General features: G+C 46.6%; 13 protein-coding genes. 7 read left to right on the top strand and 6 right to left on the bottom strand.

The features are described from left to right. Positions 1-75: 75 nt before the first annotated feature. The gene (locus ACJJIY_RS01655; RefSeq protein ID WP_445358950.1) at positions 76-1,200 is read right to left on the bottom strand and encodes an alkene reductase; all 1,125 of its coding nucleotides are present in this window, start codon (positions 1,198-1,200) and stop codon (positions 76-78) included. A 179-nt stretch (positions 1,201-1,379) separates the two neighbouring features. Between ACJJIY_RS01655 and ACJJIY_RS01650 the strand changes: the two genes are divergently transcribed. Then, positions 1,380-2,270, top strand: a complete 891-nt coding sequence (locus ACJJIY_RS01650) for a LysR family transcriptional regulator (protein WP_445358949.1) — start codon at positions 1,380-1,382, stop codon at positions 2,268-2,270. Positions 2,271-2,386: 116 nt separating this feature from the next. On the opposite strand, the gene ACJJIY_RS01645 is transcribed toward ACJJIY_RS01650, so the two are convergent. Then, on the bottom strand, positions 2,387-4,552 hold the full coding sequence (locus tag ACJJIY_RS01645; protein ID WP_445358948.1) for a winged helix-turn-helix domain-containing protein: 2,166 nt from the start codon (positions 4,550-4,552) through the stop codon (positions 2,387-2,389). 220 nt (positions 4,553-4,772) lie between these two features. Between ACJJIY_RS01645 and ACJJIY_RS01640 the strand changes: the two genes are divergently transcribed. Further along, entirely contained in the window at positions 4,773-5,624 is an 852-nt protein-coding gene (locus ACJJIY_RS01640; protein WP_444896118.1) for an alpha/beta hydrolase, read from the top strand. Between the two features lie 49 nt (positions 5,625-5,673). Continuing rightward, entirely contained in the window at positions 5,674-6,876 is a 1,203-nt protein-coding gene (locus tag ACJJIY_RS01635; protein WP_444896119.1) for a serine hydrolase domain-containing protein, read from the top strand. Between the two features lie 167 nt (positions 6,877-7,043). Here ACJJIY_RS01635 and csrA read toward each other — a convergent pair whose 3' ends face one another. The 4 genes from csrA to ACJJIY_RS01615 all read right to left on the bottom strand — a co-directional run bounded on the left by csrA (position 7,044) and on the right by ACJJIY_RS01615 (position 9,774). Beyond that, the gene (gene csrA / locus ACJJIY_RS01630; protein WP_282931298.1) at positions 7,044-7,253 is read right to left on the bottom strand and encodes a carbon storage regulator CsrA; all 210 of its coding nucleotides are present in this window, start codon (positions 7,251-7,253) and stop codon (positions 7,044-7,046) included. Between the two features lie 575 nt (positions 7,254-7,828). Further along, positions 7,829-8,152 (bottom strand): hypothetical protein, encoded by a 324-nt coding sequence (locus tag ACJJIY_RS01625; protein WP_444896120.1) that lies wholly within the window; start codon positions 8,150-8,152, stop codon positions 7,829-7,831. Then, entirely contained in the window at positions 8,149-8,721 is a 573-nt protein-coding gene (locus tag ACJJIY_RS01620; protein ID WP_444896121.1) for a hypothetical protein, read from the bottom strand. The genes ACJJIY_RS01625 and ACJJIY_RS01620 overlap by 4 nt, the downstream gene beginning before the upstream one ends. Before the next feature lie 219 nt (positions 8,722-8,940). Then, positions 8,941-9,774: a restriction endonuclease gene (locus tag ACJJIY_RS01615; RefSeq protein WP_444896122.1), complete on the bottom strand. Its 834-nt coding sequence runs from the start codon at positions 9,772-9,774 to the stop codon at positions 8,941-8,943. A 292-nt stretch (positions 9,775-10,066) separates the two neighbouring features. Between ACJJIY_RS01615 and ACJJIY_RS01610 the strand changes: the two genes are divergently transcribed. Genes ACJJIY_RS01610 through drmB form a run of 4 tightly spaced genes read left to right on the top strand, consistent with a single transcriptional unit; the run spans position 10,067 to position 16,860 of the window. Further along, positions 10,067-10,282, top strand: a complete 216-nt coding sequence (locus tag ACJJIY_RS01610; protein ID WP_444896123.1) for a helix-turn-helix domain-containing protein — start codon at positions 10,067-10,069, stop codon at positions 10,280-10,282. Beyond that, entirely contained in the window at positions 10,279-11,526 is a 1,248-nt protein-coding gene (locus tag ACJJIY_RS01605; protein ID WP_444896124.1) for a DNA cytosine methyltransferase, read from the top strand. Before ACJJIY_RS01610 ends, ACJJIY_RS01605 begins: the two co-directional genes overlap by 4 nt. Further along, entirely contained in the window at positions 11,519-14,977 is a 3,459-nt protein-coding gene (gene drmA / locus ACJJIY_RS01600; protein ID WP_445358947.1) for a DISARM system helicase DrmA, read from the top strand. The genes ACJJIY_RS01605 and drmA overlap by 8 nt, the downstream gene beginning before the upstream one ends. 5 nt (positions 14,978-14,982) lie before the next feature. Continuing rightward, on the top strand, positions 14,983-16,860 hold the full coding sequence (drmB, locus tag ACJJIY_RS01595) for a DrmB family protein (protein ID WP_444896126.1): 1,878 nt from the start codon (positions 14,983-14,985) through the stop codon (positions 16,858-16,860). Positions 16,861-16,871 lie beyond the last annotated feature (11 nt).

Genomic DNA, 16,871 nt, shown 5'->3' with positions numbered 1-16,871 from the left:
TAGACTTTAGAAATATTTATAGAAATGCCACTTACAGCTAGCAATTCATAATGAACGAGCCCAATCTACACCAGATCACGGCTGGTATAGAGGGTAGTCCGTATATCCGACTTCGGTACCGCCATACATAGTTTCCGGATCAACCGGGTTGAGTGGCCATTCATTGCGAATACGTGTGGGTAGATCCGGGTTGGCAATAAAAGGTCGGCCAAAGCCAAAGATATCTCCATGACCTGCGTCAAGCACCCGCAAAGCTTTTTCGGGGGAATACTTTCCTGCATACATGATGCGTCCGCCAAAGATTTCACGTACTTCTCGATAGAAATTCTCAGGCAAATCCGGTGCGTTATCCCAATCCGCCTCGGCCAGAGACAGATAGGCAATACCAGCTTCGTTTAGCAGCTTGATAGCCTCGATATAAGCCTTGTGGGGATCACTCTCTACCAGCCCAAGGTAGACTCTATCCTCATCGGTACTTTCGAAAAGCGGTGCAAACCGAACACCGAGCCGTTCGCTGCCAACTTCTTTTGATACCGCTGCAACAATTTCTTTAAGGAAACGCAGGCGGTTTTCCAAACTACCACCATACTCATCATCGCGATGATTGGTATGTTCTGAAATAAACTGGTTCACAAGGTATCCGTTTGCACAGTGTAGCTCAACACCATCAAAACCAGCTTCCATCGCATTGCGCGCGGCTTGGGCATAGAGTTGAACCAGTTCTTTAACTTCCTCTGTTGTCAGCGCACGAGGCTCACTGGGTTCAGCCAGGGCGCCTTGTCCTGGGCCTGTCTCGATAAATACCTTAACTGCGTCTGCGCGGATAGCAGAGGGTGCAACGGGCGCTGCGCTGCCAGGCTGTAATGAAGTGTGGGATACACGCCCAACGTGCCATAGCTGGGCAAAGATGATACCGCCTTGATCGTGCACGGCTTTGGTCACTTTTTTCCAGCCTTCGATCTGTTCCTTTGAATAGATTCCGGGTGTCCAAGCGTAGCCCTGGCCCCTGGGTTCGATTTGCGTGCCCTCTGTAACCATAAACCCAGCACCAGCACGCTGTGAGTAATAGTTAGCCATCAAGTCATTGGCAATATTTCCAGGCTGGCTACTGCGTGATCGGGTCAGGGGTGGCAGAACAATACGGTTTTTCAGGGTGTAGGGGCCCAGGTTGATCTCACTGAATAGTGACTCGTTCTTCATAATGACCTTCCTGTTAAAAACTGACTGCAGTGAGTGTTTGAAAAGACACAGGTAAAAAGCAGCGGTGATAAGGGCAACTGAATAGCCCCAGCCAGTTTTGGCTGTGCCTTGTGATGGTGGGAATACTAGAGGTGCAAGGATACAATTTGAAACAACTACTCTTTGTCTTGGTTACAACTATGAATGGTATAAGCCGCCTGGACCTAAAACAGCTACGTATACTGGAAGCACTGCTTCAAGAGAGAAATCTATCCCGGGTAGCCGAAAAGGTGGGGTTAACCCAGCAAGCGATAAGCGAACAGTTGCGTAAGCTGAGAGAAGTGTTTGATGACCGGCTGTTTATCCGGCAAGGCAACGGTATGGTCCCTACGCCTGTTGCTGAGCAGCTGGGAGGCAGGGTCAGCAGCATTTTGAAGGATGTAGAGTCACTGCTAACCCCAATAGCGTTTGATCCGGCAACTTATAGAGGGATTTTTAGTATTAGTGCCACGGATTACGCGATTCAATCGGTACTGCCCCAGCTATTAGAGGTTGTCCGTAAATCTGCCCCGGAACTTAAAGTTATCGTCAGGGACTTTGAAACAGATAATCTCAATCAGTTAATGGTTGCTGGTGAGATCGACTTAGCGCTCACATTTCCTGATTTCATCCCGGATGACCTGCCATACAAATTGCTATTTGAGGAGCAACATGTCTGTATAGCGGGAAAAAAGTCTCCACTGAAGAGTAAGTCATTAACATTGGCAGACGTGGCCGAGCTTCCGCAACTGATCATTTCACCGTCACGGGCAAACCTCAAAGGATCACACGATGAGTGGTTTGCGATGCAGGGGCTAAAACGCAATATTGTTATGTCGATACCCAGCTTTTCCGCCGCTCCAGATATTATTGCTGCGACAGACACAATTGCGTTTTACCCCTCAAGACTTCTACCCAATAAAAAAGTTATTCCCCTTAAGTTGGACACGCAAACACCAAAATTTGAGGTTATAGCAGCATGGCATAGTCGATCTAACCATAGCCAGCTTCATATGTGGATGGTTGAACAGCTTATGAAACTTTTTAAGTAACCATGCAATTTAGTTGATAGAAAATAAGAGTAATATCTTGAATTAAATCGCGGTTGGGAAATAAGATGGTTTATAGCTAGCCATCTTATTTTTGAAAACTAAAATAGGCTATATTTCTATTCCCGTAAGAATAACTCCGCAACTTCCTTTTTAGCGGCAACAACATAGGTAATCATTAGGTTTTCCTGATTAATATCAGTCAAATAATCGATATCTCTATGCACTGCTCTCAAAATAGAAAAGTCACCAGTGCTGAGATCGTATGACCACAGTTGGTCATCTCGATTGATTGAGTAAATCACATTCTCTTTGATCACAAACCTTTTTTCACTGCCCTGATAAATCAGCTCTTCAATAAGCTGGTCTTCCGCAGGGCCGGGCTGCCAGAAGCGGTTCATATGATCCATATAGATTAGCCGGCCATCCTCGGTTCGCTGGGCCCAGTTAACTTGTGCATCGTTGATACTACTCACTTCAAGATTATCCAGGTTTACTTCTGCAAACTTTGTAACACCTTTCACCGTTAGAGTTAACAGTGCGAGGTTACTCACACTATCCCACTGGAACAGTCGGTCAACTGGATGGGCTAGTGAGAAGGCTTCTCTGCTACCGTCCAGGGAGATCTTAGCCAGTATCTGATTGGCACTCGCCAGTATGCTTTGGCCGTCAGCAGACCAACTAATACCGTAGATATTGGTATCCATCGGAAACTGGCTGACTTGCTGTAAATCACTGCCATCAGTTATCCACACCTGGTCCTCACCAGAGCGCCTGGAGGTAAGCGCAATCAAGTTGCCATTGGGTTGGAAAATGCCATCATCTTCTCCCAAAATCGACCGTGTTGTGCTTGGGTAGAGTTCGCTGACATCTTCCTCCGAAGGTGTATCGATTGACTCAGGTTGGTTAAGCGGTATTGATGCAATGTCACTATCGTATCGGCCCTTAATCAGAAGTGCCCTCTGCCCATTTGGGTGGAATTCCGGCGAGCTGGCAGACTGATCCAGGGGTAAATCAAGCTTACTGACCTTTCCATCATAAGTGAGAGAGAAGAGTCGCCGTCCTGTGCTAAAGATTAACTCATCTGTAAGCGGTGAAAAGTTAGGGGATATGGTCCTGCGCTGGGGGATTTCATCCGGATAGTCTATCGGGTGGCTGGATAAAAGCGCCCCTTTGGAATCCAGCATATCGATATAAAGCTGGCCATCTTGATGATGGCTGGTTACGGCTATTAACCCTTCACTAATTGAGTAATCAAAATAGGCCAGGTTTCCATTCTCCAGGTCATAAAGAACCCGACTGGCATTATCCTTGACTGAATAGTTGATCAACCGCCAACGGTCAGTCTCTTTGTGCAAAATAGCGAGATCATTATTATTTAGCCATACCGGGTTCTTAATCGCGGAATTTCTACAGCGCATTAATACATTTGGCTGCTGTGGGCTGGCTAATGCCTTTTGAAAATCCAGGCTTACCAGGTTGTAACAAGTATTTTGGGTTAGCGGTATGGTGCAGTCTTCTTCAGAAATAAATACCAGTTTCTTGCCATCCGGTGATAGTGTATGGCGGCCATAAGTACCCCATTCTGGAGTTAACTCTGTTTCCTTCTGGGTATGTATATTTCTGGCCCAGATTTTATTAACGCAGAGCTTATCTAAGTAACGATTAAATATAATATATTCACCGTCAGGCGAATAAGAAGGGCTAAACTCTTTACGGTCAGTTGCAGTTACCGCCTGTAATCGATCAAATACAAGCTGAGAGCTTTGCTCGGGCGGAGAGTGTTTAAATATAACAAATACTAATAATACCAACCCGACAAGTGCAAAGATTGGAAATCGATTTGGTTTGATCGTCTGGGTTTGGTGGTTTGGATTAACCGGTGTTATATCTATTTCATGCTCAGGGGGAGTAGGGGAGGGAGCTTCCTCTTCCGGTGCTGTCTTACCCTGTGGAATAGAATCACCATCTTGCCAAACAATATCGCATTCCAGGCTATAACCCTGTTTCGCATGGGTCCTAATATAAGACTGCTGCTTCCGATCTTCCCCAAAGGCTTTTCTAAGTTGCGCAATACTTCTTTGCAGCGTATTGGGTGTGACTATTGTATCCGGCCAGACCTCAGACAGTAGCTCATCCTGGCTCACCACTTTTCGCTGATGTTTTGCCAAGTGGGTTAAGACAGCAAGGGCTTTTGGGGGGACAGTTTGCGAGTGCTCATGTCGGGTGATCTGGTTTCTGGATAAATCAACAAAGAAGTCACCCACCCAATATTGTGAAGTCATTGATGTATCTACCTGAACAAAATATGAGCTAAATTTTGGCAATGGATACTAGCATAAACCCTGATTACAGCTAAAGCAGACTTTGTAAGTTATTGATAAATAAGCACTTTATAGTAGCAGAACAAAGTCATTCAAAAGTCAGGGGCACTTCAGGTGTTTCATAGGCTCCTTGTTTAGATTGAACGCTTCTCCGATCACATATAACGGTATAAATACTGATATGAAAAAGCGTTTACTAGTCGCCTTTCTCCTGTTGCTACCTATCGCTGCCCTTGAAGCAGGTGAGCATAAGGCCCTGGAGTTATCCACAATCCAAGTAATACCCATTCAGGACTCCAGCAATAACAGAGAATACGAGCTGTTTATTAAGCTGCCTGAGAAATACGAGGAGAGTGATACTAAGAAGCATCCGGTTATTTACTATACAGATGCTTTATGGGCGGTTGAAATACTGTCGGCCACCACAGAGTATGCACTGGAAGATGCAATTTTGGTGGGCATTGGCTGGCGGAAAGGTATGCCAGCTGATGAAAATGAATGGTCGAGTCGATATCGGGACTTTAAACCAGTACTACCCTCAGATAATAAAGATAACGATAAAGAATCCTTTAAAGGAGAGGCCCATCAGCATCTCGCCTTTATCAGAAATGACGTTATAAAGTATATCGAAAGCAACTACCGCGCGAATCCAGATAATCGGACATATTTCGGTTACTCATTTGGTGGTCTCTTTGGAGTCTATGCCTTAATAAGTCAACCGGATACTTTTCAGAACTACATTATCGGTAGTCCATCAAGATTGATAGGCACTTATATGGATTCTCGTCTTGAATTAGAGCCTAACAAACCATTGATAGAACTACCAAAACAAACCAATGTATTTATTGCCTACGGCGCTTTAGAAAAGGAGCTGGGTGCAACGGTAGAAAGGTTTGTTAGTGAGTTAAAGAGCCAAAAGCTGGCTAACTTATCCATAGAACCGGTGGTTATTGAATCGGCTAATCACACAACGGCGTTTCCAAAGACTTCAGTGCGCAGTATTTATTGGCTTGCGGATAAGCTGAAACACTAATCAATGGAATATCGAATCAAATTAATTATAAATAAATTTGGGCTCAAAGATGATTATTAAAAAGCTAATCACAATCGGTTTAATGTACGGCATAAGCGCCACTGCGGGCGCAGGAGACTTACATGCTCCAGAAATAAATATGGCCGACTATGGTAGTGACCTCACAGGCCTGGAGAGATCAATACCAAAGCTTAAAAAAGCATTTATAGATACAGCCCCAGCGGATAGAAAAGACGGTATTCCTGTTGGTGAAATCGATACCATCAAGGAGAGCTTGGAAAAACTGGCACAGGAAATAGCAGCCAACCAACATACACCCTACGATAGCCTACTAATTGCACAAAACAACAAACTGGTATTTGAATCCTATTATTCCCTTGGTCGTGTCAATTTTCCTCACCCGCAAGCCTCTGCCAGCAAGGCCTATACAGCCCTGGCGATTGGGCGGGCGATACAGTTGGGCTATTTAACCATGGAAGACTTAGACAAGCCTGTCACTTCCCTCCTGAAAGGGCTGGATAGGACGAAGCTTGTTAAAGGCGCAGACCTTGTGACATTGAACCATGCCATGAGTATGCAATCTGGAATTCGTATTGATGAAAAAAAACGGGATGCCTTACTGGAAAATCCAGAGCATTTGACAGGAAAAAAGCTGGCCCAAATCTATTTAAGCCATAGCAAACCGATAACCTCAGAATCACAAACCTACTTATACCAAGGCTCAGACCCAATGATTGCAATGTTGGTGCTGGATGCTGTGGTTCCCGGTTCCGCAAGCGACTTTATTAAAGAAGAGCTGCTAGAGAAGATGGGGATCGACAACTATCACTGGAAGGAGGCCGTCAGCGGCGTGCCCCAGGCAGGGTCAAGGGCCATGATGACATCTCGCAGTATGGTTAAGTGGGGCACCTTGGTACTCAATAAAGGCAGATGGAATGGCGATCAGTTAATCCCTGAAGCGTTTATTGCTAAGGCCACCGGAAAAGTAGCTGTTCCCACAGATGATGAGTTTGACTATACCAACTTCTCATACGGCTATTTCTTCTGGCGAACCCCCCTGAAAGTTGGCGATAAGAAATATATCGCGAAGTTTGGCTGGGGCGGTGGTGGCCAGTATGTGATCTCTATAGAAGATCTTGATATGGTGATTGCGATCACCGGCCATAGAGATGATGACAAAACCCTGGGTTTGATAGAACAACGTATTTTGCCGGCTTTTGTATCTTCTGCATTAAGTGGTACAGCTGGCTAAACTGTTACATTAATTGACCTTGCCTAGGCACTGTTAAACTTTCCTGTCCAGCATTTGGGGCCTTTGGAATAAGGAAGCCCTAAATGCCGGACAGATTGTTCGATTACACAAGGGTTGCGGTAGTTATCGTTTTTGAATTGGTAGGACCAAAGCAGGATTGTTAGGGTTCACTCTACTGGGAAAATTTGCTTTTTATCCCCATTGTCTTGCCTCTGTTGTCTTTTGATTCTCCTATAAATCTCTTCGCGGTGAACCGCCAAAGTCTTGGGAGCGATTATACCTACCCGCACCTGATTACCTTTAACTTCTAATATTGTGATTGAGACGTTTTCCCCAATCCTGAGGTTCTCGCCTGTACGGCGGTTTAAAATCAACATATTGGTTTCCTAATGAGACGCAAAGCATTGGCAAACCTCCCGCAACGGGAAGGCCAGGAAAGTAATATCGGTTGCGGGCATTAGGAGGGGCGCGAGAACGGTAGGCGTAAAAGAAGAAAAGGCGGGCGCTAGACTCCCAGTACTTTGGGAATCGCCTCAGGTTACTGAATTTGCAACCTTTTATTGAAGACGAGTGGGTTTCTAGCGTACCATTCATGGAGCCATTTTGATAACTGTTCTATCAATTTGGTTAGCTGGCCCCGGGTGTTGCCGCACCTTGGGTCAGCGCCTTTTACTGTCTCTTACGTCACGCTACCGTTCTCCTTTGAGAGTGGGTCTTTTAGAAAATTCTCGGTGTTCTTTTTATCTTGGGCTGCTGGCTTGTTGAAGCCGATTTGATCACGGCCCAAAATATTGCTAAATATCTATCGATTCTACGCAGCTTTGACGCTGAAGAAAACTTAATAAAATCTAATAAGATTATTTTGGCGCCTATATTTTTTATGAGTTTATTTTGTCGAATGGCAATTGCTCATTGAAAATGGAACCCAAAATAGTGATCCTTTTAATGAGAACTATGAACCGTTAATCCTATTGGATTCTTCAATCCATTGTTGGTTAAAGCCTGCTCTTTTGGTATAGCCGATGAAAATATTCATTAATCTTTCCATGCAGCTCTCAAGATCTACTTCAAACTCTAACTCTTCGTCGGCCTGGTAATCTTCAGCTGCTTGGTCTGCCATGTCCCAAAAAAACTGGGTTAACCGCTTTGCATCTTCGGCTGAAGTAATGTCATTCTTGCCGAGCACTATGTTTTCAGCAAATTGATTTTTCAATTTTTTAGAGTAATGAACAGCAACTTGCTTGGCTGTGATTTCGTATTCATTAAATTTCATCATTTCTTGTAAGCCTCAAGATCTAGATCATTCATTATGGCCATTCTCTGAGAAATTAAGTTCAATTTTTCAATAAGTTGTGATACGAGCATTTTCTCGGTTACAACCAGGAAAAAATGTTCGCTATTGTTTGGGTCTACTTCGAATCCAAGCCCCTTAGGTATACTTGTACTGTCCTCTAAAATCCAATAGGCCACGCTTATCTTTGTGCCTTTTTTCTGGAATCTGCCTAAAAGATCTAAAGTAAATTTTGTTTGATTAAATGTTGAGGAAAATGAAAGACCATGAGTTTTACTTGGTAATACCCAATCAGGGTTGCTCTCTGACAAGAGGTAGTCCCCTTCCTTTAGCCCACCTTGTGACTGCTCATCGCCAAAGATTACGCGTTTTTTTCCTAAACTTTCCGTGTGATATACAGTAGGAGAATGTGGCTCAATCGTTGTTCTAAACATTACATCTTGAGACTTATCTTTCATGTCCCTGTGCTGGGCAATGAGATTGTTGATTCGATCTTCAATAGATGCCAATGTTTTCAATTGATTTTGAAATACATAAGGTTTTGATTTTCCCACCCCTATCTCCTTTTTTGGGACTTCCTTGATATAGGAAAACTACTTAATCCGCTATGAAGTACATGTGTATTTATGTCTTAGGCAAAGTGCTGAGCGGTGAAGTTGCACTAAAGTACAATAAACTTTCCATTTCTTTTATTTTATTAAATATGAAAGGATCGATAAAGGGTTTAGCAGTTTCCATAGGTTTAAGAATTGCAGTAATGGATTAGATTTCATTTAGTCCACCGGCCAATAAACACGTACCAGAGGTATTAGTGCCCGGCCTTCCAAATCGAAGCTTTCATAGTGGCTGACGATTAAATCGGCCAAGTCATCGAGATCTACCAGGGTGAGGGGGAAGGTGGAGCGGTCGGCTTCGTAGCGGGCTTCGCGGGTGAATCCGCCGGTGCTGACGAATAGGCCGGAATCTCCTTCCCGCAGGGCGCCGATAAAGCCGCGTATGGCGGGGGCACCCATGGAGCCATTGCGATGTTTTACTTCGGCTTTAATACGCGGCTGGGTAAGGCCCAGGCCGTCCGGTGAGGCGATCACATCCACACCGCGATCCGGGCCCTTGGGGGATACCTTGGCCTTAAAGCCCATTGCGCGCAGTATTGCCGCAACCAATTCGTCCATTTCTTCGGGCAGCAGTGCGGCGATCTTGTCTTTGATTAACTCATGGCTCTGGGCCACGGTTTCGTCTTTGAGTTGTGCGCTATCAGTTTCTGCGGCTTCGTCTCCTTGGGGCGTTACCGTACGGCCTTCAAATATGGTTAAGAAGGCCTCTATGGTTTCCTGGCTTAGGGAGAAGAGGGTGAGGGTGGAGCCGAGAGAGTTTTTGGCTTTTTGAGAGAGCTGATCGCGAAACTTCAGGATCATGGTCAAGGCATTGGCATTGACCGAGGGTTTATCATTGCCGTAAATCTTGATGTATTCGTCTCGCAAACTCTCGGTGCTTGAATACTGGCTAAGGTCTTCCAGCTGCGACCAACCCACTGCGGCAAAGCCTTTCTCGAAGTCTTCACTGTAAATACCACCGCGCCCAACGCGGATCATCCAGCTTTTGGGCATTATTTCTTCTCCCTATTAGAGGATCAGAGTGGAATAAATACTATCAGTCAGAATGCGATATTAAGCTGGCATTTTACTATTGTTTAATTTTATAAGAGCGGCTTCAGTTAATGATTCTAGTTGTTATCTATTGATCGTTGTTACTCTTGAATTATGACTGTATGTGGGGCTATGAAGTTTGTTGAGCTTTAAGAAAGTAACAGTACCGTATTTGATGGGTCTGTATAATCATGTAATATAACCTCCTGGAGATCAAAATGGTCATTAAGAGCTTAATTGGGGTAGTTTGTTTATGGTTAAGTGTCATCTTTCTAAGATAATGGGGGAGAAAAAACTAAAAATTTCAGATGTATCCAGAGAAACAGGAATAAATAGGGGCACTTTAGCAAGGATGTATCACGAAACATTCGTGCGGGTAGACTTAGAAACCATAGATATACTGTGTAATTATTTATCCTTATCTATAGGCGAGCTTCTTGAATACCAGAAAAGCGAGAATAGCAAGTGAGCCGTAAGCCGATAAAGAGCATGATTTCGCTTTTCAGTGGCGCAGGGGGCTTAGATCTCGGGCTGAAAGCTTCTGGATTTGTCAATAAGCTCTGTGTTGAAATTGATCCTATGGCACAGCAAACTCTTGCGCTAAATCATCCTAAGTGGAACCTGGCCTCCCCTGGTGACATTCACCTTTTGACACCAACTGAACTCTTAAAACAAGCGGGTCTAAAAGCTCGTGAACTCACTCTGCTTGCTGGCGGCCCACCATGCCAGCCTTTTTCAAAGTCAGGATACTGGTTTTCAGGTGATACGGATAGGTTGACTGATCCTCGGGCAAAAACTCTAAAAGCCTATTTGGATATTGTTCGTGAGGCTCTACCAGAAGTAATATTGCTTGAAAATGTTAAAGGCATCACTTACTCCAATAAAGATGAAGGTTTACAGTTTTTAGTGGGTGAGTTAAATAGAATAAATAAAATAAAAAGAACGAAGTATAAGCCTTGTGTTGTTGCTCTCAATTGCGCAGATTACGGTGTTCCTCAGCTCAGGGAACGTATATTTATTATTGCAAGTAGAGAAGGTAAGCTCTTCGACTTGCCTGCACCAAGCCATTCTTGCCCTGGGAAACATCAGAAAAAGGGCCAAGCTTACGTAACTGCGTGGGATGCGATTGGCGATTTGGATGTTGATACTTGGCTGGATGAGGTTAAACCCACGGGCAAATGGGCTGACCTTTTGCCCACGATTCCTGAAGGCCAAAATTATCTTTGGCATACTGAGAAAATGGGTGGGCTTCCCTTATTTGGCTGGAGAACCCGTTTTTGGTCGTTTCTGCTGAAGCTTGCGAAAGACAAACCAAGCTGGACTATTCAGGCTCAGCCTGGCCCAGCAACAGGGCCTTTCCACTGGAAAGGAAGACTGCTTTCTGTTCGTGAACTCGCCCGCTTGCAAACCTTTCCGGATAACTATCAGTTTGCTGGTGACCGACGTGCTGCACAGATGCAGATTGGTAATGCGGTCCCTCCTGCAATTGGAGAATTATTTGGTTTGGAAATTCGCCGTCAGTTTTTTGGTGAACGAGTGCGTAAAAAGTTGAAACTAATTCCTGAAAAACGAAATGACTGCCCTTCATCAGAAATACCAAAAGCAGTCCCTAAAAAGTACTTGCCATTAAGTGGCGCTCACGATGCTCACCCTGGAACAGGGAAAGGACCAGGAGCACAAAAACGTGAACAGAAGGAACAAGCCAATGCTTGATAGCAGTAAGCGAGAGTCGCGCTCACGAATTCTTGAGGTTCTCGAGCGTGAGTTAATGGGGCCAACTACAGTTGATGAATCGGTAAATGAATTTCCGACTACTCGATATATTGTTGGTCGTTTAGCCCCGCTGAGTAGTGAAATTCCCCAACATGAGAAGGACCCTATCCCTGGTGCAAGCAGAGGTGATGATGACGATGGGGAAGATGATCCACAAGCACCTCTTATCGTAGGCTTTAGCCCTTCATCTATGGGGCTGTCTTTTCTGGTCTCTCAGGAAACCAAAACCATCAATGCCAATGCTGCCTGGGGCGACTATCGCCGTGAAAAAGACACGTCTGGAGGTGATACTTATTGGCAACGCTATCAACGGTCTGTTTTAGTAGAGGGCATACCGGTTGATAAAATTGGCAAGCTGAGTTCGATTCCCTTATCAAAATCCAATGCGCCCGAGCCAGTTACTATTACTCCGGATGGCTTTAGACGACCAGGAGAAGATGGCGACGGAGATGACCAGGTATTTCTGGAAGGTGTTGTTCACCATATTGATGGTGCCAAGGCGGTCAGTTTATTTCTGGTAAACCGCCGACCTAAAGGTGACGATGCAGACAAAGCAAAAGATCAACAATGGTTAATGCAACCAAAACTTCAGGTGTTTGGGGCTGACAAAGGGCCGATCTTCATCGCTAAAGATTTCGAGAAAGACATATCCAAAGACCCTGAAATTGCGACAGCCAATTTGCTCTATCGGGATGCTAAAGAATTCGCTACTGGGCATGGGGTCGCGGCAGGATGGGATGGCCTGAACGTCACCCGTGACCGCGCCAGCCTATTATTTACAGATTTCATTCCGAACTTCGAAGTACCAAGCCTGATAGCCCAAAGTGGCGCGATTTCCGGTCTTAACTTGGATATGCTGGAGCTAAGCAAATGCACAACGCCCAATGATCTGTTCCAAGCTATCGAACCAATGGTGTTGTCCTATGAGAAATGGGTAGCCGATAGAAAAGCGGAAACGCAGAATGCACCCTTTAACTCGACTCCAGAAAATATTGATACGTCTAAGGTGCTTATTGAGTCCTGCGAAGATGCCGCCCGAAGAATGCGAGAAGGGCTGGAACTCATCCGAGATGAAAAAAATGCGTTTGAGGCATTTTTGTTTTCCAATCACGTTATGTGGGATCAGCGGATTTACGCTATTTGGGCAGGAAGAAACCGTGATAAGGGTGAAATCGTAGGCACGCCGTCAGACTTCGACAAGCCTACCAACCGCACTTGGCGTCCGTTCCAGATGGGCTTCATCTTGCTCAACATCGCAAGTATGGTGAACAAGCCCAAAGCCGGAGAGAAAGTCGCGGCTGACCGAAAACTCGTTGACCTACTTTGGTTCCCAACAGGTGGTGGTAAGACGGAGGCCTATCTCGGGCTTGCCGCATTTACACTGGCCCATCGGCGCTTGCGTGGCGATGTTAACGGTCTGGACTCCAGTGCTGGTGTTGCCATCATCATGCGCTATACCTTGCGCCTTCTTACAGTTCAGCAGTTTCAACGAGCCACGGCACTGATCTGCGCCTGTGAATTGGTACGCAAGAAAAACCCTGAAAAGTGGGGAACAGAGAAATTTAAAATTGGCTTATGGGTCGGCCAGCCGACCTCACCAAATAACTCTAAAGACTCGAAAGACGCACTGGAAAAACTAGATAGTGGGAAACGCCCAAAGAAGGATACTGGAAGCCCAGTCCAACTGGTCTCATGTCCTCGTTGCGGTACCTCACTGACAACTCCCAAAGGGACGCCAGAGAACCAAACCTATGATTTCGATAATGAACGTTTGAGAACTTTGATTCGATGCCCTAATCCAAAGTGTGAATTTTGTGCGAGAAAGTCTGACGAAACAGGCAAAGGAATTGGAGATGGTTTACCAGTCGTTGTTGTCGATGACGAAATCTACCGCGAGCGTCCCTCTCTGGTCATTGCTACCGTGGACAAATTTGCCCGTATGCCTTTCAAGGGTGAGACTCAATCACTCTTCGGCTTACGAGACAGGTACAGCCCAACCTACGGGCATCTAACTTCCGGGCATGGTGAAAAGCTAAATCAGCGCATCGTCAAAGACGATCAGCCAGCACGCCGACTGGTGCCGCCAGAATTGATTATTCAAGACGAATTACACCTGATCTCTGGCCCACTGGGTACTATGGTCGGCCTATACGAGACTGCGGTAGATTTTCTAACTCGGGTGGAGGTTGAAACCGGAGTAACGATACCGGCAAAAATCATTGCGTCTACAGCGACTATCCGACGAGCCCGCGAGCAAATTCGTCAACTGTACAACCGTGATTTGGCCATTTTCCCGCCCAGTGGCCTGTCTTCCAAAGATTCCTTTTTTGCCAAAGAGCAGGAAATTATAGAGGATGATGACAGAACAGCCGGTCGCCTCTATGTCGGATTGAATGCCCCAGGCTCCAGTACCAAAACCTTGTTGGTGCGTGTTTATGCGGCACTGTTGGCAGCGGGTGAGGCTGAAATTACGCATGACCATGAAGCCGCAGATCCTTATGCAACAGTTGTTGGCTACTTCAACAGTCTTCGCGCACTGGGGGGGGCTCGTCGTCTGGTGGAAGACGACATTAAGAAGCGTCTGCGTTACTTATCTCGGCAGCGAGGTTTCCCACAACGCTACATTTATGATCCCGATGAGCTGACTAGTCGGCTGGATTCCTGGCGTATCCCTGGCTTGTTAAAGCGCTTGGACAACAAGTTCCCGCGCGAGCAGGGCAAGCAATATCCGGTCGATGTGCTGCTGGCCACCAATATGATATCAGTGGGTGTAGACATTGACCGCTTAGGTCTCATGGTCGTCACTGGCCAGCCTAAAAGTACCGCTGAATACATTCAGGCGACCAGTCGTGTAGGTCGTAAATACCCCGGTTTGGTTATCACTATGTATAACTGGCTGGGTGCACGTGACCTTTCTCATTACGAGCACTTCCGAGGCTACCATGCAGCGCTTTATCGTTACGTGGAAGCCATCAGTGTTACGCCTTTTTCGTCTCGAGCATTAGATCGCGGTTTACGCGGCGTCTTTGCGGCCATGCAGCGTCTGGGTGGCCAGAACATGGCGAGAGAAATGCAAGCTCGGAATTTTGATCCTGCCTTGCCTGCTACGGGTCTAATGATCACTGACATCACAGTGCGGGCCGCAGACTTGGTGGGTAAGAAAAACGCCAAACTGGTTAACGATCGCCTGATGTCCAGCCGTGATGATTGGGCGCATTATGCCGATGATCTGCTGCGCTACTCCTGGCTGAAAGGCGGCGAGCGCCCACCAAACAATGCTCGGGTTTTGCTGAAAACTTCGGGTACTGATAACGAAGGCCAATGGTCTACCCCCGGATCTCTGCGGGAAGTTGAGCCAACAGCGGCATTTTACTTGAATGATGAGGAGTAACACGGATGTCGAGTAAAAGAGCAATTGGCGACGTTCGTCCCAGTCAGGTTATCACCACATTTGGCCCCGGTGCGATTGTAGATTTACAAACTTTATCCGTGATCGTCTCAGGTATCGATGGATGGCATCCTCAGGAAGAGTTAGTTATTCGTGAGCCTCGATTAGAGCGCGCCCTTAGGGTAAATCGCTTCTTTCAGGCTGAGCCTGCTAGCGGAGGATTCGGTTTCAAGAAAGGAACCGTGCCAGCAAGTGTTTTCCCTCGTTACCAAGTATGCAGCAATCTAGATTGTGCAACTTTATCTGAGTACAGAGGGTTAAAATACGGATACCCATCATCAGAAGATAGAACTGAAAAGTTGAAGAAAGAATACGGTGGTGACCCCGACTATAGCCACCTATGCCGATTCAACGAGATTACTCAAGAAATGGAATGCAAGGCACCAAATTGCAAAGGCCGGGGCAAGTTCCGTGCACCCACTATTCCAGCACCTTTTGTTGTGGCTTGCCCGAGCGGACATATTGATGACTTCCCCTGGCGTGCCTATGTGCACCGCGATGCCGATACCAACTGCAAAAAGCGTATGCGGCTGGTCTATTCCGGCACCACGGGATCAGTGTCCGATATTTGGATCTACTGTGCTTGCGATGCCAAACGCAGCGTAAGTGATGCCTTTGGAGAAAACCGCAGCCTTGCTTTGGGTGAGTGTACCCGTAAGCGCCCTTGGCTGGGGATAAAAAATGAAGATCCACACGAGTGTAAACACGCGGGTCGGCTACGGGCGATTCAACGCGGTGCTACAAACGGCTGGTTCCCCTTGGTGCGCAGCGCTTTATCGATTAAAGAGGCGGCCAGCCTGATAGGCCAAGCGCTGAAGAAATGCCCCCAGCATCAGGTGGAAAAGATCGACTCTCAGGAAAAACTACAAACACTGTTGGATATGGAAATGTTCCCTGCGCTGGCAGAGTTTAAAGCCGAAGATATTTGGCAGACCCTGTTAAAAGAGCGTGGCGAAATAGAAACCGATGAGATTGACCTGCGCCTGCCGGAGTGGAACGCCTTCCGCGATATTGAAGGTAGCAACCAAGGAGATCAGTCCGATTTCTTTCTTGAGGTCGGCGAAGTCCCTGACTTCCTTGCCGATAAAGTTGAGCGCATCGTGTTAGCGCGCAAACTTCTGGAAGTACGCGCACTTACCAGCTTTACCCGCATCGATTACGCGTCTGGCATGGATGATGACGGTATGGGCGCCTCGCGTGCGCCCATCTATAAAGAGCGGCAGGATTGGTTGCCAGCCGTCGAGGTGCGCGGTGAAGGTATCTTCCTGGAGCTAAAAGAAGAGGCCTTGATCGCATGGGAAGCAGAACCCGCCGTACAAAGGCGCGCCGCCGCCATCGAGCAAAAATACAAAGAATGGGCCGCTGAGCGCGGTGTGGATGCGGATGACTTCCCCGGTGCGCGTTATGTGTTGCTGCACAGTCTGGCCCATGTGCTGATGCGCCAGTTGGCCTTGGATTGCGGTTATTCCGAATCATCCGTGCGCGAACGCATCTACAGCAGTACCGATTCCGAGCGCAAAATGGCGGGCATTTTGTTGTACACAGCCAGCGCGGATTCCGAAGGCAGCTTGGGTGGTCTGGTAGATCTTGGCACCAAAGAGCGTTTCCCGAATCTGATACACAATGCCTTGGAAAACGCCAAACGCTGCTCGTCCGACCCATTGTGTGCCGACCACCAACCCGATGTGCATGCCACTATTAACGGTGCTGCTTGCCACGCCTGTGTGCTGGCACCGGAGACTTCCTGCGAAGCGTTTAACCGCTTTTTGGATCGCAATTTTCTGGTGCCTACCATGGCATACAGCGATATGGCTTACTTCAAGTAACGAGAAGTAGC

The sequence above is a fragment of the Microbulbifer maximicatervae (SeqCode) genome, from assembly GCF_052468155.1.
This window is presented reverse-complemented; position numbering and strand designations above follow the sequence as displayed.